Raw genomic sequence first — 19,797 nt, forward strand, 5'->3', positions numbered from 1 at the left:
CACAGGGTCGAGAATTTCCCCGCTCTGAGCACTTAAGGACTATTGCTTTCGGGGGCTGAGAAATGAACATCGGACTTGCGCAATGGCATTTCTTCGCGGTGCTTTCGACGGGTGGATTGATCCTCCTCGCGCTGATGTGGTTCGCATGGCACCGGGTGATCGGCCGCCGCGAAGCCGAACGCCGCATCGCTGCGGCCCGGGTCCGTTCGGGACACGTGCCGCTCGAAATCCCCACCGTGCGCGGCCGTCTGGATGACCTGGGCGAGACGCCGCCCGACACGCTGCCCGAGTGGTTCATCCAGGGCAAGGGCGAGCATGCGATCGTCGACGAGCAGCCGCGCATCCGGATCCGCTATCTCGACCCCCACGGCAAGAAGGCCGAATGCACGATACAGGTCGACCACCTGGACGTGCAGAAGAAGATCATCACGGGCCATTCCGAATTGCCCGGCGACATCCACCGCCTGCCGCTGCACGCGATCACCGGCGCGCGCATCGCGGACTCCGGCCAGCGCTTCAACATCGACCTGTGGGTGGATGCGGTGCGCGTGGCGCGCCGGCGGCGCGGACAGGCCTGAGCCGCGCAGGCGCACCCTCCTCAGCGAGCCGGTATCTTCGCGCTGGCGATGACCTCGCCCCAGCGCCTGATCTCCGATGCAAGAAGTTGCGCCAGCTGCTCGCGCGTGCCGGCCTGCGCGCGGACACCGAGCGACAGCAGCCGCTGCCGCACGTCGGGCGTTTCCACGGCTTGCCGCACGGCTGCGTTGAGGCGGTCCAACACCGCGGGCGGCGTGCGCGCGGGCGCGGCCAGCGCGTTCCACGAGGCCACGTCGTAGCCGGCGAGACCGGACGCCTGGACCGTCGGCACCTCGGGCAGCCCGGCGAAGCGCCGGCCCGAGGTGACGGCGAGCGCGCGCAGCCCGTCGGGCTTCAGCTGGGACAGCATCGGCCCCAGCACCTCGAAGCCGACATCGAGCTGGCCGGCCAGCAGCGCGGTCTGCAGCGCCGGCGTGCCGTTGTAGGGCACGATCAGCGCGTCGATGCCTGCCATGGTCCTGAACATCTCGGCGGCGAGGTTCTGCGTGCTGCCGGCAGCGATGGTGCCGATCGTCAGCTTGCCGGGGCTGGCTTTCGCGTAGGCCAGCAGATCGCGCAGGTTCGCGAAGCGCGAGGCCTGGGGAACGAACAGCGCCAGATCGAAGAAGCCGAGCGTGCCGATCGGCGCGAAGTCCTTCACCACGTCATAGGGCAGCCTGGCGAACAGGCGGCTGCTGATCGCGTTGCCGTTGCTCAGCAGCAGCAGCGTGTAGCCGTCGGGCGCCGAGCGCGCCACCACGGCCGAGCCGACGATGTTGCCCGCGCTCGGCCGGTTGTCGATGATCACCGGCTGGCCGAGCGACGTCGCCATCGCCTGCCCCACGATGCGCGCCGTGATGTCGGCGACGCCGCCGACGCCGAAGGGCACGATGATCGTGACCGCGCGGCCGGGAAAATTTACCGGCGATGCCGCCAACGCCGGTGCGGCAGCGAAGCCGAGCAGCGCAGCGACCGATGCGCGCCGGGTCGGGTTCATGACCAGTACAGCCGCATCGGGTTGTCGACCAGCAGTTGGCGCTGAAGCGCCGCGCTCGGTGCGATGCGCGGAATCATGTCGACCAGCGTGCCGTCGTCGGGCATGTGCGATTTCAGGTTCGGATGCGGCCAGTCGGTGCCCCACAGCACGCGGTCCGGAAAGCGCTCGACCAGACGGCGTGCGAACGGCACCACGTCGTCGTAGGTCGGCGGACCGGAGACCGACAGGCGCTCCGGGCAGCTCACCTTCGACCACACGTTCGGATGCTCCTGCATCAAGCGCACGAAGCGCTCGAACTGCGGCCCGTCGATCGGTTGGCCGACATCGGGCCGGCCCATGTGATCGACCACCACCGTGGCCGGCAGGCGGGTGAAGAAGTCCCACAGCCCGGGCAGGTCCTGCGCCTCGAAATAGACGACCACGTGCCAGCCCAGCGGTGCGACGCGCTCCGCGATGTTCGACAGCACTTCGCGCGGCGTGAAGTCGGCCAGCCGCCGCAGGAAATTGAAGCGCACGCCGCGCACGCCGGCCGCGTGCAGCATGCGCAGCTGGTCGTCGCTCACGTCGCGTGCCACCGAAGCGACGCCGCGCGCCCGGCCGCCCGAATGCGCCAGCGCATCCACCAGCGCGCGGTTGTCGTTGCCGTGGCAGGTCGCCTGCACGATCACGTTGCGCTCGAAGCCCAGGTGATCGCGCAGCGCGAACAACTGCTCCTTCGAGGCATCGCAGGGCGTGTACTTGCGCTCGGGCGCGAACGGAAACTTCGCGGCAGGCCCGAACACGTGGCAGTGCGCATCGACCGCGCCAGGCGGCGGCGTGAAGCGCGGCTTCGAGGGGGCGGGATGGAAGCAGAGCCAGTCCGGATCCATCGCCCGCTCAGTCGACATAGCGCAGGCCGGCCTTCGCCAGCGCGTCGCGCATCTTGTACATGTCCAGTCCGAGCTCGCCGGCGGCAAGCCGCTCGCGCTTGGCGGTTTCGTTGGCCTCGCGTGCTTCGGCCGCATCGGCCGTCTGCTGCGCGAAGGCGGCCGGCACGACGACGACGCCGTCGCCATCCGCCACCACCACGTCGCCCGGATGGACCAGCGCGCCGGCACAGACCACCGGCACGTTGACCGAACCCAGCGTGGCCTTGACGGTGCCGCGGGCACTGATGGCACGCGAGAACACCGGGAACTGCATCTCGGCCAGCGTCTCGACGTCGCGCGCACCGGCATCGATCACCAACCCTCTCGCGCCGCGGGCACGGAAAGAGGTGGCGAGCAGGTCGCCGAACATGCCATCCTCGTTGTCGGTGGTGCAGGCCACGACCACGACGTCGCCTTCCCGGATCTGCTCGGCGGCGACGTGCAGCATCCAGTTGTCGCCGGGCTGGGCCAGCACGGTCACGGCCGTGCCGCACAGGCGCGCGCCCACGTAGACGGGACGCATGCAGGGCTTCATGAGGCCGACACGGCCCATGGCTTCATGAATGGTCGCGACGCCGAGCTGGCCCAGGCGTGCCACCGCATCGGGTGCGGCGCGAACGATGTTGCGTTGGACGATGCCGAGCGTATTCATCACTTGCCTGCCTTCTTCAATGCGGCATCGAGCCGGGGATAGACGCGACGGGCATTGCCCTCGTAGACCTTGTAGCGGTCCTCGGCGCTGAGCGCAGACGCCTCGATGTAGCGGCGCGTGTCGTCGTAGGGATGGCCGGTCTCGGGATCGATGCCGCGCACCGCGCCGATCATCTCGCTGGCGAACAGCACGTTGTCGACCGGGATCACCTTCGTCAGCAGGTCGATGCCCGGCTGGTGGTACACGCAGGTGTCGAAGAAGATGTTGTGGAGCAAATGGTCCTTCAGCAATGGCTTCTTGAGTTCCTGCGCCAGGCCGCGAAAACGCCCCCAGTGGTAGGGCACCGCGCCGCCGCCATGCGGAATGATGAAGCGCAGCGTCGGGAAGTCCTTGAACAGATCCGAGGTCAGGCACTGCATGAAGGCCGTGGTGTCGGCGTTCAGGTAGTGGGCACCGGTCGTGTGGAACGCCGGGTTGCAGCTCGTGCTCACATGGACCATGGCCGGAATGTCCAGCTCGACCATCTTCTCGTAGATCGGATACCAGTGGCGGTCCGACAGCGGCGGCGAAGTCCAGTGGCCGCCGGAGGGATCGGGGTTGAGGTTGATGGCGACGAAGCCGTAGTCCTTGATGCAGCGCTCGAGTTCCGGCAGGCAGCTGCGCGGGTCCACGCCCGGCGATTGCGGCAGCATCGCGGCGCCGATGAAATGCGCGGGAAACAGCGATGCGACGCGCGCGCAGAGTTCGTTGCAGATCGCCGCCCAGGTCGACGACACCGCGAAATCGCCGATGTGATGCGCCATGAAGCTCGCGCGCGGCGAGAAGATCGTGAGGTCGCTGCCGCGCTCGCGCATCTTCGCCAGCTGGTTGGACTCGATCGATTCGCGCAGCTCGTCGTCGGAGATCCTGAGCGCCGACGGGCTCGGCGCCGTGCCGGGATTCGCGAGGCTGTCGATCTGGCGCTTGCGCCAGTCCTCCAGCGCCTTCGGTGCCGTCGTGTAGTGGCCGTGGATGTCGATGATCATTCTTGCTCCTTGTTCCAGACTGCGGCAGGCACCATGGCCTCGCCGCGCATGATGAGCCGTGCCGTGCGAAGCAGCGCGGCCCGCGTGACGTTCTGCGGGTCGGCCGCGTCGACCTCGATCTCGACGCTGAATTCGCCGGTCGGATGCTCGACCGAGATCTGCTTCACGCGGCCCTCGGGCACCCGCGCGAGGCCTTGCGTCACCGAGCCTTCGAGCACGCAGGCGGTCGCGACCGTCACCGCGGCGAGCACGCCGATCGCGTCGTGGCACACGTGCGGAATGAAGCAGCGCGTGTTGAGGGCGCCGTCCGCCGTCGGTGCGGCCACCAGGCACATCTTCGGGTAGTTCTTCTTCGTCACGTCGCCCAGGCCCATCGCGTGGCCCGCGGCCAGGCGAAGCTGTTCGAGACGGCCCTTGAGTTCGACGTCGCCGTTGAGCGCGGCCACGCTCTCGTCACCGGTACGCCCGACGTCGGCGGCGCGGAACAGCACCATCGGCATGCCGTTGTCGATGCAGGTCACCTCGATGCCGTCGATGGTGTCGCGCGCCCGACCCGTGGGCAGCAGCCTCGCGCAGACCGAGCCGGCGGTGTCGAGGAAGTTGATGGTGATGGCGGCCGAGCTGCCCGGCACGCCGTCGATGCGCGCGTCGCCGTCATAGCGCACGTGGCCGCCGGGCGTCTGCACGGTGATGTCGCACTGCATGTCGGTGTTGAGCGTCAGCACGCGCAGCGTGGTCGTCTCGCCCTGCGCCGCGGCCAGTCCGGTCTCCAGTGCGAAGGGCACCACGGCCGCGAGCATGTTGCCGCAGTTGGGCGTGGTATCGACCGTGTCGCTGTCGGGCTGCAACTGCGCGAACAGGAAGTTGAGGTCGACACCCTTGGTCTGGCTGCGACTCACGATGCCGACCTTGCTCGTGAGCGGATGCGCACCGCCCAGACCATCGATCTGGCGCGGGTCGGGCGATCCCATCACCGCCAGCAGCACGCGGTCGCGCCGTGCGATGTCTTGCGGCAGATCCGCGGCATGGAAAAACGGACCGCGCGATGTGCCGCCGCGCATGAAGAGGCAGGGAATGGCTGTTTGCATGGTGTGGATCTTGCGCAAATTCCGCGCAATGAGCGAGGCTGGAAATGCGCTAGCAGCTAGCGTTTTTCGGCATGGCTGCGCTGGCGCATGAGCTCGGCCACCAGCGCGGCGGTCTGCTTGGCCAGCGGCGTCGGCTTCTTGTGCGCCGGCAGCGCGAGGCACAGCACGCTGACCAGCCGCGGCTGGACGATCGGCCGCACCGACAGCTGCGGCGCGCGCGCCGACGCCTTCACCCCGCTCGCGGTGAGCACGGCATGGCCGTAGCCGGCGCGCACCAGGTCGATGATCGCGGGAACGCTCGACACCTCCCACGCGATGTCGAGCTTGAAGCCGGCCAGCGAGGCGTGGGATTCGAGCAGCTTGCGGATCACGTGGCCGCGCTCGGGAATCACGAGCGGAAATGCCGCCAGCTCGGCCAGCGGCAGCGGCGCCGGCGGGGCGCGCCTTCGCTTGGCCACGGGTGACACGAGGCACAGGTTCTCCTCGCGCAGCGGCGTCACCTCGATCGCGGCCTGCGGCTCGGGGTTGAACACCACGCCGAAGTCGATGCGTCCCGACGTGATCCATTCGGCGATGTGGGTCGACAGCCCCTCGACGACCGCCAGCTTCGCTTTCGGCCACTTGGCCCGGAAGCGGTCGATCAGCGGCAGCGTGAACTGAAGCCCGACGCTCGGCGGCAGCCCGACCACCACGCGGCCCAAGGGCTCGTCGCGGCCCGCGGCCAGGTCTTCGCGCGCGCGCTCGACCTGCTCGAGGATGCCCACGCTGTGGTCGAACAGCCGCCGGCCGGCATCGGTCAGGCGCACGCCGCGGCCGTTGCGCAGCAGCAGCGTCTGATGGAGCTCGACCTCGAGCATGCGGACCTGGCGGCTGAGCGCGGGCTGCGCGACGCCGAGCACGACCGACGCCTTGCTGAAGCTGCCGAGCTCGGCCACTCGGACCAGCGTCTCCAGGTGCTTGAAGTTCATCTCGCCCGAGGATACTGGAGACGGCGGCGCGCGGAAGCCGGCAGTGCCGGGCGCCGGAGGCCTCCGCGCCGGGAGGCCTGCGGCGCTCAGGCCGCCATCCGGCCGAAGCGGCCGCTGTTGAAGTCGGCCATGGCCTGGCGGATCTCGGCCTCGTTGTTCATCACGAACGGACCGTAGCCCACCACGGGCTCGTCGATCGGCTCACCGGACAGCCACAGCACGGTCGCGTCGCTGTTGGCTTCGATCTCGACGCCGGTGCCGGTGCGCTCGAGATGCACCAGCTGTCCTTCGCGCGCAACGGTGTTGCCGTTGATCAGCACCGTGCCGTGCAGCACGACCAGCGCCAGCGTGTGGCCTTCCTTCGCGTCGAACCGGCCGACGCCGCCCTGGCCGATGCGAACGTCCCACACATCCATCGGCGTGAAGGTCCGCGCCGGCCCGCGATGCCCGTCGAACTCGCCGGCGATCACCCGCACCCGGCCTGCACCCCCGGACAAATCCACGGACGGAATCTGCGTATCCAGCAGGGTCTGGTAGCCCGCCTCGGTCATCTTGTCCCTGGCGGGCAGATTGACCCAGAGCTGCACCATCTCGATCGTGCCGCCACGTTCGGTGAAGGCCCGCGAGTGGAACTCCTCGTGCAGGATGCCGCCGCCGGCGGTCATCCACTGCACGTCGCCCGGACCGATCAGGCCGCCCGCGCCGGTGGAGTCCCTGTGCTCCAGTTCGCCCTGATAGACGATGGTCACGGTCTCGAAGCCGCGGTGCGGGTGCCGGCCGACGCCGCGCGGGCGTGTGGCCGGTCCGAAGGGCGTCGGCGCTGCGTGGTCGAGCAGCAGGAACGGGCTCAGGTGCTGGCCCAGGCCGTCGTAGCCGAACAGCGAACGCACCGGAAAACCATCGCCCACCCAATGCGGACGAGGGGCGCTGTAGACACCGAGGATCTTCTTCATGTTCATCTCCATGTGTCGCCGAGACAAAGGTCTTGGCCGATGGATAGAGAATAGGAACCGAACGATGATTCCGCTAGTCGGCAATACTTGCCATCAGCGTTCTATCTTGTGAACGATGAAGACGATGGCCGATGAAAGACCTGAACGACCTCTACTACTACGTGCAGGTGGTGGACCACGGTGGTTTCGCGCCCGCCGGCCGCGCGCTGGGCATGCCGAAGTCCAAGCTGAGCCGGCGCATCGCGCTGCTGGAGGAACGTCTGGCCACGCGCCTGATCCAGCGCTCGACAAGGCGCTTCGCCGTCACCGAGTCGGGCCAGACCTACTATGGCCACTGCAAGGCGATGCTGGTCGAGGCCGAGGCCGCCGATGAGGCCATTGCGCTGACCCATGCCGAGCCGCGAGGCATCGTCCGCATGACCTGTCCGGTGGCGCTGCTCGATGCGCGCATCGCCGACATGGTGTCGGCCTTCATGGTGGCGTATCCGCGCGTGGAGATTCATCTGGAAGAAACCAACCGCCGCGTGGACGTGGTGGGCGAAGGCATCGACGTGGCCATCCGCGTGCGCCCGCCGCCGATCGAGGACAGCGATCTGGTGATGCGTGTGCTCGCCGAACGGGGGCAATGCCTGGTGGCCTGCCCGCGCCTGCTGTCGAACGGGATTCCCAGAGTGCCTGCCGATCTGGCAGGCCTGCCGAGCATGGACCTGGGCCTGCCGCAGCATGAGCACGTGTGGAACCTGATCGGCCCCGAGGGTGCGCAAGCGGCCATCCGCCACCAGCCGCGCCTGATCACGCGCGGCATGCTGGCATTGCGGGCAGCCGCCATGGCCGGCGTGGGCGTGGTTCAGTTGCCCTCGATGATGGTGCGAGAGCAGATTGAGCGCGGCGAACTGGTCCACGTCATCCCGGGATGGGCTCCGCGGCGCGAGATCATCCACGCAGTGTTCGCTTCGCGCCGCGGGCTGCTGCCGGCGGTCAGGGCGCTGGTGGATTTCCTGGCGGATCGGTTCCAGGCGCTGGACGAGGACTGATGAGGCCGGGTGAAAAAGCGCCCCGTCGGCGACACCCTGGAAAATAGCGGCATGATTCTCAGGTAGTTGACTTTTTTGATGAACAAAGCAGACATCTCCTCGCACACCCCGATGATGAGCCAGTACCTCGGGCTCAAGGCGGACCACCCGGACACGCTGCTGTTCTACCGGATGGGCGATTTCTACGAACTGTTCTACGCCGATGCCGAAAAGGCCTCGCGCCTGCTCGACATCACGCTCACGCAGCGCGGCCAGTCGGCCGGTCAGCCGGTGGTCATGTGCGGCGTGCCCTTCCATGCGGTCGACACCTATCTCGCGCGGCTGATCAAGCTCGGCGAATCGGTCGCCATCTGCGAGCAGGTCGGCGAAGTCGGCGCCTCCAAGGGACCGGTCGAGCGCAAGGTGGTGCGCGTGGTCACGCCCGGCACGCTGACCGATGCCGAGCTGCTCAACGACAAGAGCGAATCGCTGCTGCTCGCGGTGCATGCGGGTACGCGCAATTTCTGCGGGCTCGCGTGGCTCAGCGTGACCGGCGCCGAGCTGCGCCTGGCCGAATGCCCGGCCGATGCACTGGAAGCCTGGATCGCGCGCATCGCGCCGAGCGAATTGCTCTACAGCGCCGAGGTGACGACCGCCTTCGAACAGCGCCTGAAAGCCGCGCGCAGCGCCACGCCCTTCACGCTGTCGGTGCGGCCGGCCTGGCAGTTCGATGGCGGCCTCGGCGAGCGCAAGCTGTGCGAGCAGATGGGCAGCGCCAACCTCGCCGCCTGGGGCGCAGAGTCCCTGACCCAGGCGCATGCGGCGGCGGCCGCGCTGCTGGGCTTTGCCGAGCACACGCAGGGCCGCGCACTGTCTCACGTGCAGCGACTTGCGGTCGAGCGCGACGGCGAGCTGATCGAACTGCCGCCCACCACGCGGCGCAACCTCGAGCTGGTGCAGACCCTGCGCGGCGAGGATTCGCCGACGCTGTTTTCGCTGCTCGACACCTGCATGACCGGCATGGGCAGCCGGCGGCTCAAGCGCTGGCTGCTCGCGCCGCGGCGCGACCGCAGCGACGCGCAGGCACGGCTGGAAGCCATCGATGCGCTGCAGGCCACGGCCTTCGGCGGCACGGCCGCGCCATGGCGCACGCTGCGCGAGCAACTGAAGAACACCAGCGATGTCGAGCGCATCGCGGCGCGCATCGCGCTGCGGCAGGTGCGCCCGCGCGAACTGGTCGCGCTGCGGATGGCGCTCGCCAAGGCCGAGCTGCTCGCGCCGCTGCTGCCGGCAACTGCTTCGCTGCTGGACCAGGTCGCGGAACATCTCGCGCCGCCACCCGGCTGCGTCGACCTGCTCGTGGCCGCGGTCCATCCGGAGCCGGCCGCGCTGGTGCGCGATGGCGGCGTGATCGCCACCGGCCACGATGCCGAACTGGACGAACTGCGCGCCATCAGCGAGAACTGCGACGACTTCCTGCTGAAGCTCGAAGCCAGCGAACGCGAACGCACCGGCATCACCAACCTGCGGGTGCAGTTCAATCGCGTGCATGGCTTCTACATCGAGGTCACGCAAAGCGCGCTGTCCCGCGTGCCCGACAACTACCGCCGCCGCCAGACGCTGAAGAATGCCGAGCGCTTCATCACGCCCGAACTCAAGGCCTTCGAGGACAAGGCGCTGTCGGCGCAGGACCGCGCACTGGCGCGCGAGAAGTGGCTCTACGAGCAGCTGCTCGATGCGCTGCAGCCCTCGGTCGCGGCCCTGACGCACCTGGCCGGCGCATTGGCCGCGCTCGATGCGCTGTGCGCACTGGCCGAACGCTCGCACACGCTGCACTGGCATGCGCCGAGCTTCGCCGCGCATCCGTGCATCGAGATCGATCAGGGTCGCCACCCCGTGGTGGAAGCGCGCCTGGCCGAGAAATCCTCGGGCGCCTTCATCGCCAACGACACCCGGCTCGGCCCGCAGCAGCGCCTGCAGGTGATCACCGGGCCCAACATGGGCGGCAAGTCGACCTACATGCGGCAGGTCGCGATCATCGTGCTGCTGGCCTCGATCGGCTCGCACGTGCCGGCCGCGGCCTGCCGGCTCGGGCCGATCGATGCCATCCACACGCGCATCGGCGCGGCCGACGACCTGGCCAACGCGCAGTCGACCTTCATGCTGGAGATGACCGAGGCGGCGCAGATCCTGCACAGCGCCACCGCGCACTCGCTGGTGCTGATGGACGAGATCGGCCGCGGCACCAGCACCTTCGACGGCCTGGCGCTGGCCGCGGGCATCGCGGCGCAGCTGCACGACCGCACGCGTGCCTTCACGCTGTTCGCGACGCACTACTTCGAGCTCACGGAATTTCCCGCGACGCACCACGGCGCGGTCAACATGCACGTGAGCGCCACCGAGGCCGGCCGCGACATCGTGTTCCTGCACGAGATGCAGCCCGGCCCGGCGAGCAAGAGCTACGGCATCCAGGTCGCGCGGCTGGCCGGCATGCCGGCTGCCGTGGTCAACCATGCGCGCCAGGCGCTCGAGGCGCTGGAGGCGCAGCAGACGCAGACGCGCGCCCAGGTCGACCTGTTCGCGCCGCCGCCGGCCGCCGAGGCGCCGGCGATCAGCGCCGTAGAATCCGCGCTGGTCGCCTTCGATCCCGACGCGATGAGCCCGCGCGAGGCGCTCGAAGCGCTCTACACACTCAAGAAACTCCAGGCGCGCGAAGCCGGTTGATGGCCCGGTTCGTGCAAGACCCTCTCATGACCTACTGCGTCGGCATCAAACTCAACGCCGGACTGGTGTTCCTCTCCGACTCGCGCACCAACGCGGGCGTGGACCACATCAGCACCTTCCGCAAGATGATCGTCTACGAGCAGCCGGGCGACCGCTTCATGGTGCTGCTGTCGGCCGGCAACCTGAGCATCTCGCAATCGGTGCGCGAGATCCTGCAGATCGAGGAACTGCGCGAGACCGAAGACGGGCCGCCGATCACGATCTGGAATGCGAAGAGCATGTTCGACGCCGCGCGCGTGCTCGGCTCGGCGGTGCGCCATGTGTACGACCGCGATGCCGAAGCGCTCAAGCATGCGGGGGTGGATTTCAACGTCTCCTTCGTCTTCGGCGGCCAGGTCAAGGGCGAGAGCATGCGGCTCTTCCTGGTCTACGCGGCCGGCAACTTCATCGAGGCGACCACCGAGACGCCCTACTTCCAGGTCGGCGAATCGAAGTACGGCAAGCCGGTGCTCGACCGCGTGCTCACGCCCGAGACGCCGCTCGACGAAGCCGCCAAGTGCGCGCTGGTGTCGATGGACTCGACGATGAAGTCCAACCTCTCGGTCGGCCTGCCGCTCGACCTCGTGGTGTACGAGGCCAACCGGCTGCAGACCGACAAGGTGGTCTGCATCGATGCCGACAATCCGTACTACCGCATGATGCACAACAGCTGGGGCCAGAAGCTGCGCGAGGTGTTCGACAGCATCGAGGACCCGGTCTGGGACGACGGCTTCACCGAGCATCCGCTCAAGATGCCGGCCACGCGCCACGGCGCGCTGCGCAAGATCTCGACGCCGGAAGAAAAACTGATTTGAGCGCGTCCAGGGGCATGCCGCCCGTCATCTTCTCGCACGGCAACAGCTTTCCCGCGAGCACCTACCGCGTGATGCTCGACAGCCTGCGCCAGCGCGGCTTCGAGATCGACGCGATCGAGAAATTCGGCCACGACCCGAAATACCCCGTGACCGACAACTGGCCACACCTCGTGCAGCAGCTGGCCGATTTCGCACAGATGCACGTCGACAGGACCGGCGGCCCGGTCTTTCTGGTCGGCCATTCGCTGGGCGGCTTCCTGAGCCTCATGTGCGCCGCGCTGCACCCCGGCCTCGCCCGGGGCGTGGTGCTGCTCGATTCGCCGCTCATCGGCGGCTGGCGCGCCGGCACGATCCATCTCATGAAGCGCACGCCCTGGATGAAGAGCGTGTCGCCCGGCACGGTGAGCCGCAAGCGCCGCAACAGCTGGGAGCACAGCGAGGCGGTGTTCGCGCACTTCCGCGAGAAGAAGGCCTTCGCACGCTGGGACGAGCGCGTGCTGCGCGACTACATCGAACACGGCACCTTCGATGCCGAGGATTCGCGCACGCTGAGCTTCGACCGCGACATCGAGACCGCCATCTACGACACCATCCCGCACAACCTCGGCGCCCTGCTGCGCGCGCATCCGCTCAAGTGCCCGGCCGCCTTCGTGGCCGGCCGCCAGTCGATCGAGATGCGGCGCGTCGGCATGGCGATGACGCAGCGCGTCACCAGGGGACGCATCACGGTGCTCGATGGCACGCACCTGTTCCCGATGGAAAAGCCGATCGCGACCGCGGCCGCGGTCGAGGCGTCGCTGCGCAATCTGATCGACTGAAGGCAGGGCGCGCGCGCAGGCGCTACAGCAGGTCTTCCGGCACCAGCGGTGCGAAGGTTTGGTTGTAGACGCGCTGGAACCAGGTCGACTCGGGCTCGCTGTGGAGGATGACCTCCTTCTCGTTGTCGATGGTGAGCCACTCGATCCGGTCGCCGGGTTCGGCCAGGCGCAGCCGGTAGGCGCTTTCGAGCTTGCTGATGTTGATGATGCGCAGCATCTCGCGCGCCAGCTGCGGGCTGTCGACCACGATGCCGAGCTCGGTGTTCTCGGTGGCCGAACGCGGATCGAGGTTGGCCGAGCCGATGAACATCTCGCGCCGGTCGACCACGGCCGTCTTGGCATGCAGCCGACCGACCGACTTGCCGAACATGCCCAGCCGCTCGCTGCGCGCAGTGCGCGCCGGACTCAGCTCGTAGAGGTCTATGCCGGCCTTGAGCAGCCGTACCCGGTAGCGGACATAGCCGCCGTGCACCAGCGGCTCGTCGTTGGCCGCGAGCGAGTTGGTCAGGAGCGTCACCTTCACATTGCGCCGGCGCACGTCTTCGAGCGACGCGATGCCGCTCTCGCCCGGCACCAGATAGGGCGTGGTGAGGAAGATGTCGTGCTCGGCCTCCATCAGCCGCGCCCACAGGCGCTTGGTCACACTGGCGTCATAGGCCTGGTCGGGCCGCACGAAGCGCAGCTTGGCCGGCGGATCGGCGATCGCATGGGCCTCGCCCCACAGCAGGCCCATGCGGCCGGCATCGAGCTCCTCGCCGATCGGGCCGTAGCCCAGCGTGTCGGTCGAGGGCAGCGGGATCCTGCGCTCGGGGCCGGCCATGCCGACCGAGACGTCGAAGGCCTTGTCCCGCACCGGAACCTGGCGGCCGGGCCGCACGATCTGGGCGATCGGATAGACCTCTTCGCTGTTCCAGTAGTCGTCGAAGATGTTGCCCAGCTGTGCGACCACCTTGCCGACCACCAGCGCGTCCATGTCGACGAAGTTCTGCGCGATGTTCAGCGTGAAGTATTCGTCGGCGATGTTGCGTCCGCCCGCGACCGCCATCACGCCGTCGGCGATGAAGAGCTTGTTGTGCATGCGGTGGTTGAGCCGCGGCAGGTCGAAGGCCGAGGCGATGAAACGGCTGGCCAGGTGGCCGCGCGCACAGCAGAAGGGATTGAACAGGCGCACCTCGACGTTGGGCGTGTCCTGCAGCGCCAGCAGCATCTGCTCGGTGCTCGCGGTGTAGAGGTCGTCGACCAGGAGCCGCACGCGCACGCCGCGCAAGGCCGCTTCCTTCAGCGAGCGCAGCAGCAGGCGGCCGGCGCCGTCGTCGGCGATCAGGTAGTACTGCAGGTCGAGCGTGTGCTGCGCGCGCGCCGCGAGCTCGATCCGGGCATCCAGCGAATAGACGCCGAGCGGCATCAGCCGAAAGCCCGAATGCTCGCCGGGCGGCGTCGACGCGGCGACGACCTTCGCGAGCGGGGTCGACGCATCGACCGGCAGCGTCAGGGTCGGCGCCATCTGCTTGAACGGCGGCAGGCTGCCGCAGGCGCCGAGAAGCACGCACAGCAGCAGCACCATGGCGCGCCATGCCATGCGGACTGCGAAGGGCTGGAATAACATGCGGGCCGGAACCTGACGGGATGAAGACATGAAAAAGCTGCTGCCTGGAACTGCGACCGCCATTGTGCAGATGATGCTCGTTCTTGGGTTTGCCGGGCCTGCCCGGGCCGCGCTCGACGTCGGCCGCGCCGCGCCGATGTTCAGCACCCAGGCCGCGCTCGGCGGCAAGCCCTTCGAGTACGCGCTGGCCGATGCGCTGGCGAAGGGACCGGTGGTCGTCTACTTCTTCCCCGCGGCATTCTCCAAGGGCTGCTCGATCGAGGCCCATGCCTTCGCCGAGGCGATGGACCGCTTCGCGGCGGCCGGCGCCACGGTGATCGGCGTGTCGACCGACGACATCCAGACGCTCGCGAAATTCTCCAGCGAGGTCTGCCAGGGCCGCTTTCCGGTGGCGTCGGACGAGAGCAAGTCGATCAGCCAGTCCTTCGACGCGATGATGGAAACGCGGCCCGACTACGCAACCCGCGTGTCCTATGCGCTCTCGCGCGACGGCAAGGTGGCTGCCGTCTACCAGAGCCTCGACCCCGATCTGCATGTCGAGAAGATGCTCGAGGCCGTGAAGAGCATGTCGCCAGGCCGCGCCGGCAAATAGGCGGCGCGGGTCGGATGAGCTATTCGTTCAACGACATCGCCTATTTCCTCGAGGTCGTGCGTCAGGGCCACCTGGGCCGGGCGGCCGAGTCCATCGGCGTGACGCAGCCGACGATCTCCAAGGCATTGCGGCGCCTCGAGGAAGCTGTGGGCATGCCGCTGCTCGAGCGCAGCAGCCACGGCACGCGGCTCACCGGCAACGGCGAACTCTTCGTCGAATCGGCGCGGCGCTTTCATGCCCAGCATGTCGAGATGGCGCGCGTCGCGACGGAGATACGGGCGCAGCACCAAGGACTGCTGCGCATCGGCCTGACCAATTCGGCGGGCGACACCGACGCCGTCCGTGCGCTCGCCGACATGGTCCGCAGCCGGCCGGGGCTGCGGATCCGCCTGACGATCGGCAAGTCGGACGCGCTCAACGACGAGGTGGAGCAAGGTGCGCTCGATCTCGCCGTGGTCCCGTCCTACCCGGGCGCGAACTTCAGCTGCACCCATGCGCGCATCGGCGAGGACAAGGTCCAGGTCGCGGCGCGAACGCGGCATCCGCTCTTTCAGCGGGCCACGGTGACGCTGGCCGATCTGTCGGCCTACCCGTGGATCCTGGCCAGCCGCGCGAGCGCGGCGCGGCGCCTGGTCACCGAGATCTTCGAGCGCGAGGGCGTGCCGCCGCCGCAGGTCGCGCTCGAGGCCGACTACACCTCCGGCACCGCGATGGGCCTCTTGGCCAGCACCGACCTGCTCGCGCTCGTCCCCGGCTCCATGCTGCGGGGCTGGGCGGCGCAGGTGGCGCCGCTGCCCGTGCCCCAGTTCGCGTTCCAGCGCACGCTGGTGCTGCTGGCGCAGCCGCGCGCAAGCTGGTCGCCGCTGATGACGACGTTCCGGGATCTGCTGCTGGCCGGACGTTCCTAGCCCGCGAGGGCATTCCGGATCGTCATCCGAAAACGCGCTCACCGGAATGGCCGGCGGTGCCGGACTGGCTAGATTGAAGGACTCGACTTCGACCGGGCCCGACACGTGCACCAACCCAACATCGTCCTCATCGTTGCAGACAACCTCGGCTGGGGAGAACTCGGCTGCTACGGCGGTGGCGCGCTGCGCGGCGCGCCGACACCGCGCATCGACGCGCTGGCCCGGCAGGGCCTGCTCCTGCAGAACTTCAATGTCGAAAGCGATTGCGTGCCGACGCGCTCGGCGCTCATGACGGGCCGTCATCCGATCCGCACCGGCTGCCTGCAATCGGTGCCGGCGGGCCTGCCGCAGGGACTGACGCGGTCGGAGGTCACGCTGGCTCAGGTCCTTTCCGACAGCGGCTACGCGACGGCGCACTATGGCAAATGGCACCTGGGCGACATCCCGGGCCGCTACCCTTCCGACCGCGGCTTCGACAGCTGGTACGGCATTCCGCGCACGACCGACGAAAGCCAGTTCACCTCGACCCCGGGCTTCGACCCGTCGGTGGCCGAGTTGCCGCACATCATGCAAGGCACGCGCGGATCGGCGTCCGAGAATGTCAAGGTCTACGACCTCGAGAGCCGGCGCCGCATCGACGAGGAACTGGTCGACCTGTCGCTGGCCTTCATCCAGCGCAACCACGCGACGCGCAAGCCCTTCTTCCTCTACCTGCCGATGGTGCACCTGCACTTTCCGACGCTGCCGCATCGCGACTTTGCGGGCCGCACCGGCGCGGGCGACTTCGCGGACTCGATGGTGGAGATGGACCATCGCGTGGGCCAGGTGGTCGACGAGATCGACCGCCTGGGACTGGCCGACGACACGCTCTTCATCTTCTGCAGCGACAACGGACCCGAGTTCCGCCCGCCCTACCGCGGCACCGCGGGGCCGTGGCGCGGGACGTACCACACGGCCATGGAAGGCAGCCTGCGCGTGCCCTTCATCGCGCGCTGGCCGCAGAAGATCGCCGCCGGCCAGGTCAGCAACGAGATCGTGCACGTCACCGATCTGTTCACCACGCTGGCCGCGCTGGGCGGCGCGCGCATTCCGGACGACCGGCCGATCGACGGCATCGACCAGCGCGACTTCCTCCTCGGGCGCACGGCGCGTTCGACGCGCGAAGGCTTTCTCTTCTACATCAAGAACGACCTGCGCGCGGTGAAGTGGCGCGACTGGAAGCTGCACTTCTTCTGGGAGCCGGAAGTCAACGAGGGCAAGGGCAAGCTCGAATCGCCCTACCTCTTCAACCTGACGCGCGACCCCAAGGAAGAGAGCGACGTGCTGGCCTTCAACACCTGGGTGCTGCAGCCGGTGCTGCGCATGGTCCAGGCCTTCAACGACAGCTGCAAGACATTTCCCAACACGGTTCCGGGCGCGCGCGACTAGCGTTGTGCGCGCCGCCCTGCCCACCCCTTCTTGACGGATTCGATATCGTGAAACCTTCTTCGCTTCCGCGCCGCGCCATCGCACTGGCGGCGCTCGCATGCATGCTCCCGCTGCACGGCCTCGCAGCGGCCGCCGACTGGCCGCACGAAAAGCCGATCACCTGGATCGTCGGCTTCGCGCCGGGCGGCAGCCTCGACGTTCTCACCCGGCTCGCGGCGCGGCGGCTGAGCGAGAAGACCGGCCAGCCGGTGGTGGTCGACAACCGTCCGGGCGCATCGGGCGTCATCGCGCTGCAGGCAGCGGCCAAGGCGGCGCCGGACGGCTACACGCTGATCTCGATCCCCGGCCCCATCCTGTTCAACCAGCGGCCGCCGGAACTGGGCAAGGAGCTGGTCGCGGTGGCCAGGATCGCCGAGGGACCGATGGTTCTGGTCGGTCCTGCGGCGGCACCGACATCGACCGTCGCGGAGTTGCTCGCGGCAATGCGCGCCACGCCGAAGGCCTGGAGCTACGCGAGTTCCGGCAACGGCACCTCGCAGCATCTGGCGGGCGAACTGTTCAACATCACGGCCGGCACGGCGATGACGCACATCCCGTACAAGGGCGGCGGCCAGGCGGTGACGGACGTGGTCGGCGGCCAGGTGCCGCTGGCGATCCTGGGTGTCACGCCGGTGCTGCCGCAGATCAAGGCCGGCAAGCTCAAGGCCTATGCCGTGACTTCCTCCTACCGCATCGAGAGCCTGCCCGAGGTGCCGACGATGCAGGAGGCCGGCCTCAAGGGCTACGAGGCCACGCAGTGGTACGTGGTCGGTGCGCCGGCCCGCACGCCCGCCGCCCGGGTGACGCAATTGAACGCCTGGATCAACGAGATCATGGCTTCCAGCGAGCTCAGGCCGGCGCTGGTTTCCAGCGGATCGATCGCGGGCAAGGGCAGCGCGCGGGACACGCAGGCCTTCGTCGCCACCGAGACGAACAAGTGGAAGGACATCGCGCACAAGTCCGGGCTCACCCTGGACTGAGCGGCTGCCACGCAGCGCGCGCTACTCCGCCCAGACCACCGCGCCGCTCCATGCGGTGGCGAGCACCACGATCCCGAACGCGATCCGGTACCACGCGAAGGGCACGAAGCTGTGGCTCGCGATGTAGCGCAGCAGCCAGCGCACGCACAACCAGGCGCTGACGAACGAGAACACCAGGCCGACGAGGAACAGCGGGATGTCGGCCAGCGACAGCAGCGCGCGCTCCTTGTAGAGGCTGTAGACGCCGGCGCCGATCAGCGTCGGGATCGCGAGGAAGAAGGAGAACTCGGTCGCCGCCTGGCGCGACAGGCCCAGCAGCATGCCGCCGATGATGGTCGAGCCGCTGCGGCTGGTGCCCGGGATCATCGCGAAGCACTGGACCACACCGACCTTCAGCGCGTCCCACGGCGTCATGTCGTCGACATGCTCGACGCGCACTGCGCCGGGCGGGCGCTTCTCGGCCCACAGGATGATGAAGCCGCCGATGATGAAGGTGCTGGCCACCACGACCGCGGTGAACAGGTGCGCCTTGATCGCCTTGCCGAACAGCAGGCCCAGCACCACCGCGGGCAGGAAGCCGACCAGCACGTTGAGCGCCAGGCGCCGCGCCTTGGGCTGGCGCGGCAGCGCGACGACGGTCGAGCGGATCTTCTCCCAGTAGACCCCGATCACCGCGAAGATCGCGCCGGTCTGGATCGCGATGTCGAACACCTTGGCCTTGTCGTCGTCGAAGCCGAGCAGCGAACCCGCGAGGATCAGGTGCCCGGTCGACGAAATGGGGAGAAACTCGGTCAGGCCCTCGACGATGCCCATGACGGCGGCCTTCACCAGCAAAACGATATCCACGCGCGCTCCTTGTAAGAGTGCCGATTATCGCGAGGACATCGCTCAGCTTCCGTTCATTGCGCTCGAGCGCCCGGGAAGACCGAGGTGCAGGCGATGCGTTGAATGATGTTAAAAATCGACGTCAGCTCGCCAACAGGCTCGCGACGTCAAGCGAGATCCGAGCGGGACCTCGTTGCTGCGCGCCGAGTCGCGCGGCGCTATCCAGGAATGAAAGAAAAAGCATGGACGCCCTCCCCGACCCCGTTTCTCGCGAGCCCGCGCACATCCGTGCCATCACGACCCGGAGCTTTCTGCGCGCCGACGGGCTCTGGGACCTCGAGGCCGAACTGGTCGACACCAAGGCCTATGCGACAACGACCAACGGCGACCGCTCGCGTGCCGCGGGCGAGCCCGTCCACCACATGCACATCCGTCTGACGATCGACGACGCACTGATCGTGCACGCCGCAGTGGCGGCCATGCCCAGCACGCCCTTCGATGAATGCGCGCCCGCAGCCGACCCCTTCGGCGGCCTGGTCGGCGCAAGGATCGGTCCGGGTTGGCGCAAGCAGGTCGACGCGGCCATGGGCGGCGTGCGCGGCTGCACCCACCTGCGCGAGTTGCTGGGCGTGATGGCGACCGTCGCCTTTCAAACCGTTCCGGGCTACCGGCGCCACCAGCGGCTACAGCGCGGAGAGGCACCCCTCGTCGCCACCGAGCCCGACCATCAGATGGGCAAATGCCTGAGCTGGGATTTCGACGGCCCTGTCATCGCGCGCATCGCGCCGCAATTCATCGGCTACCGCCCGAAGGCACCGTCGCGCCGAGACGCCGCGTGATGCG

Annotated in this window: 19 protein-coding genes; 10 read left to right on the top strand and 9 right to left on the bottom strand. The window is 68.3% G+C overall.

Features of this window, described 5'->3' with window-relative positions; translation table 11 throughout:
• Positions 1-62: 62 nt before the first annotated feature.
• Positions 63-578, top strand: coding sequence for a hypothetical protein (locus WDLP6_RS16620; protein WP_162593232.1), 516 nt, complete (start codon positions 63-65; stop codon positions 576-578).
• A 20-nt stretch (positions 579-598) separates the two neighbouring features.
• On the opposite strand, the gene WDLP6_RS16625 is transcribed toward WDLP6_RS16620, so the two are convergent.
• The 7 genes from WDLP6_RS16625 to WDLP6_RS16655 form a co-directional block, all read right to left on the bottom strand.
• Positions 599-1,573: a tripartite tricarboxylate transporter substrate binding protein gene (locus tag WDLP6_RS16625; RefSeq protein WP_162593233.1), complete on the bottom strand. Its 975-nt coding sequence runs from the start codon at positions 1,571-1,573 to the stop codon at positions 599-601.
• A complete protein-coding gene (locus WDLP6_RS16630; RefSeq protein ID WP_232077090.1) occupies positions 1,570-2,442 on the bottom strand; it encodes an amidohydrolase family protein in 873 nt (290 codons plus the stop codon). The genes WDLP6_RS16625 and WDLP6_RS16630 overlap by 4 nt, the downstream gene beginning before the upstream one ends.
• Positions 2,443-2,449: 7 nt before the next feature.
• On the bottom strand, positions 2,450-3,133 hold the full coding sequence (ligK, locus tag WDLP6_RS16635) for a 4-carboxy-4-hydroxy-2-oxoadipate aldolase/oxaloacetate decarboxylase (protein ID WP_162593235.1): 684 nt from the start codon (positions 3,131-3,133) through the stop codon (positions 2,450-2,452).
• A complete protein-coding gene (locus WDLP6_RS16640; RefSeq protein ID WP_162593236.1) occupies positions 3,133-4,158 on the bottom strand; it encodes an amidohydrolase family protein in 1,026 nt (341 codons plus the stop codon). Before WDLP6_RS16640 ends, ligK begins: the two co-directional genes overlap by 1 nt.
• Entirely contained in the window at positions 4,155-5,246 is a 1,092-nt protein-coding gene (locus WDLP6_RS16645; RefSeq protein WP_162593237.1) for a 4-oxalomesaconate tautomerase, read from the bottom strand. The genes WDLP6_RS16640 and WDLP6_RS16645 overlap by 4 nt, the downstream gene beginning before the upstream one ends.
• Before the next feature lie 56 nt (positions 5,247-5,302).
• Positions 5,303-6,214 carry a LysR substrate-binding domain-containing protein gene (locus WDLP6_RS16650; protein ID WP_162593238.1) on the bottom strand — a complete coding sequence of 304 codons (912 nt, stop codon included), beginning with the start codon at positions 6,212-6,214 and terminating at the stop codon, positions 5,303-5,305.
• A gap of 86 nt (positions 6,215-6,300) precedes the next feature.
• Positions 6,301-7,167, bottom strand: coding sequence for a pirin family protein (locus tag WDLP6_RS16655; protein ID WP_162593239.1), 867 nt, complete (start codon positions 7,165-7,167; stop codon positions 6,301-6,303).
• Positions 7,168-7,298: 131 nt separating this feature from the next.
• Between WDLP6_RS16655 and WDLP6_RS16660 the strand changes: the two genes are divergently transcribed.
• The 4 genes from WDLP6_RS16660 (at position 7,299) to WDLP6_RS16675 (ending at position 12,576) form a co-directional block, all read left to right on the top strand.
• Positions 7,299-8,201, top strand: coding sequence for a LysR family transcriptional regulator (locus tag WDLP6_RS16660; RefSeq protein ID WP_162593240.1), 903 nt, complete (start codon positions 7,299-7,301; stop codon positions 8,199-8,201).
• A gap of 78 nt (positions 8,202-8,279) precedes the next feature.
• Positions 8,280-10,904 carry a DNA mismatch repair protein MutS gene (gene mutS / locus WDLP6_RS16665; RefSeq protein WP_162593241.1) on the top strand — a complete coding sequence of 875 codons (2,625 nt, stop codon included), beginning with the start codon at positions 8,280-8,282 and terminating at the stop codon, positions 10,902-10,904.
• Positions 10,905-10,930: 26 nt separating this feature from the next.
• Positions 10,931-11,758 (top strand): proteasome-type protease, encoded by an 828-nt coding sequence (locus WDLP6_RS16670; RefSeq protein ID WP_162568226.1) that lies wholly within the window; start codon positions 10,931-10,933, stop codon positions 11,756-11,758.
• Between the two features lie 14 nt (positions 11,759-11,772).
• Positions 11,773-12,576, top strand: a complete 804-nt coding sequence (locus tag WDLP6_RS16675) for an alpha/beta fold hydrolase (protein WP_162595120.1) — start codon at positions 11,773-11,775, stop codon at positions 12,574-12,576.
• A gap of 22 nt (positions 12,577-12,598) precedes the next feature.
• Here WDLP6_RS16675 and WDLP6_RS16680 read toward each other — a convergent pair whose 3' ends face one another.
• Positions 12,599-14,212 carry a phospholipase D family protein gene (locus tag WDLP6_RS16680; protein WP_232077091.1) on the bottom strand — a complete coding sequence of 538 codons (1,614 nt, stop codon included), beginning with the start codon at positions 14,210-14,212 and terminating at the stop codon, positions 12,599-12,601.
• Here WDLP6_RS16680 and WDLP6_RS16685 point away from each other — a divergent pair.
• The 4 genes from WDLP6_RS16685 to WDLP6_RS16700 all read left to right on the top strand — a co-directional run bounded on the left by WDLP6_RS16685 (position 14,211) and on the right by WDLP6_RS16700 (position 18,129).
• Complete coding sequence (locus WDLP6_RS16685; RefSeq protein ID WP_162593242.1) at positions 14,211-14,774, top strand: peroxiredoxin; 564 nt, start codon at positions 14,211-14,213, stop codon at positions 14,772-14,774. The genes WDLP6_RS16680 and WDLP6_RS16685 overlap by 2 nt on opposite strands.
• A 14-nt stretch (positions 14,775-14,788) precedes the next feature.
• A complete protein-coding gene (locus WDLP6_RS16690) occupies positions 14,789-15,682 on the top strand; it encodes a LysR family transcriptional regulator (RefSeq protein ID WP_162593243.1) in 894 nt (297 codons plus the stop codon).
• A gap of 105 nt (positions 15,683-15,787) precedes the next feature.
• Positions 15,788-17,110, top strand: coding sequence for an arylsulfatase (locus WDLP6_RS16695; RefSeq protein ID WP_162593244.1), 1,323 nt, complete (start codon positions 15,788-15,790; stop codon positions 17,108-17,110).
• Positions 17,111-17,157: 47 nt separating this feature from the next.
• On the top strand, positions 17,158-18,129 hold the full coding sequence (locus WDLP6_RS16700; protein WP_332105586.1) for a tripartite tricarboxylate transporter substrate-binding protein: 972 nt from the start codon (positions 17,158-17,160) through the stop codon (positions 18,127-18,129).
• 21 nt (positions 18,130-18,150) lie between these two features.
• Here the strand turns inward: WDLP6_RS16700 and WDLP6_RS16705 are convergent, their stop codons facing one another.
• On the bottom strand, positions 18,151-18,975 hold the full coding sequence (locus WDLP6_RS16705; protein WP_162593245.1) for an undecaprenyl-diphosphate phosphatase: 825 nt from the start codon (positions 18,973-18,975) through the stop codon (positions 18,151-18,153).
• A gap of 221 nt (positions 18,976-19,196) precedes the next feature.
• Between WDLP6_RS16705 and WDLP6_RS16710 the strand changes: the two genes are divergently transcribed.
• Positions 19,197-19,793, top strand: coding sequence for a DUF2889 domain-containing protein (locus WDLP6_RS16710; protein WP_162593246.1), 597 nt, complete (start codon positions 19,197-19,199; stop codon positions 19,791-19,793).
• Positions 19,794-19,797: the final 4 nt, after the last annotated feature.

Origin of the sequence: Variovorax sp. PBL-E5 (assembly GCF_901827185.1) — a bacterium.
In the GTDB taxonomy this organism is placed as follows: Bacteria; Pseudomonadota; Gammaproteobacteria; order Burkholderiales; family Burkholderiaceae_C; genus Variovorax.

Excerpts from the sequence above, each read along its gene's own strand:
- WDLP6_RS16620 (WP_162593232.1), top strand. The coding sequence starts at position 63 with ATGAACATCGGACTTGCGCAATGGCATTTCTTCGCGGTGCTTTCGACG.
- WDLP6_RS16625 (WP_162593233.1), bottom strand. The coding sequence starts at position 1,573 with ATGAACCCGACCCGGCGCGCATCGGTCGCTGCGCTGCTCGGCTTCGCT.
- WDLP6_RS16630 (WP_232077090.1), bottom strand. The coding sequence starts at position 2,442 with ATGGATCCGGACTGGCTCTGCTTCCATCCCGCCCCCTCGAAGCCGCGC.
- ligK (WP_162593235.1), bottom strand. The coding sequence starts at position 3,133 with ATGAATACGCTCGGCATCGTCCAACGCAACATCGTTCGCGCCGCACCC.
- WDLP6_RS16640 (WP_162593236.1), bottom strand. The coding sequence starts at position 4,158 with ATGATCATCGACATCCACGGCCACTACACGACGGCACCGAAGGCGCTG.
- WDLP6_RS16645 (WP_162593237.1), bottom strand. The coding sequence starts at position 5,246 with ATGCAAACAGCCATTCCCTGCCTCTTCATGCGCGGCGGCACATCGCGC.
- WDLP6_RS16650 (WP_162593238.1), bottom strand. The coding sequence starts at position 6,214 with ATGAACTTCAAGCACCTGGAGACGCTGGTCCGAGTGGCCGAGCTCGGC.
- WDLP6_RS16655 (WP_162593239.1), bottom strand. The coding sequence starts at position 7,167 with ATGAAGAAGATCCTCGGTGTCTACAGCGCCCCTCGTCCGCATTGGGTG.
- WDLP6_RS16660 (WP_162593240.1), top strand. The coding sequence starts at position 7,299 with ATGAAAGACCTGAACGACCTCTACTACTACGTGCAGGTGGTGGACCAC.
- mutS (WP_162593241.1), top strand. The coding sequence starts at position 8,280 with ATGAACAAAGCAGACATCTCCTCGCACACCCCGATGATGAGCCAGTAC.
- WDLP6_RS16670 (WP_162568226.1), top strand. The coding sequence starts at position 10,931 with ATGACCTACTGCGTCGGCATCAAACTCAACGCCGGACTGGTGTTCCTC.
- WDLP6_RS16675 (WP_162595120.1), top strand. The coding sequence starts at position 11,773 with ATGCCGCCCGTCATCTTCTCGCACGGCAACAGCTTTCCCGCGAGCACC.
- WDLP6_RS16685 (WP_162593242.1), top strand. The coding sequence starts at position 14,211 with ATGAAAAAGCTGCTGCCTGGAACTGCGACCGCCATTGTGCAGATGATG.
- WDLP6_RS16680 (WP_232077091.1), bottom strand. The coding sequence starts at position 14,212 with ATGTCTTCATCCCGTCAGGTTCCGGCCCGCATGTTATTCCAGCCCTTC.
- WDLP6_RS16690 (WP_162593243.1), top strand. The coding sequence starts at position 14,789 with ATGAGCTATTCGTTCAACGACATCGCCTATTTCCTCGAGGTCGTGCGT.
- WDLP6_RS16710 (WP_162593246.1), top strand. The coding sequence starts at position 19,197 with ATGGACGCCCTCCCCGACCCCGTTTCTCGCGAGCCCGCGCACATCCGT.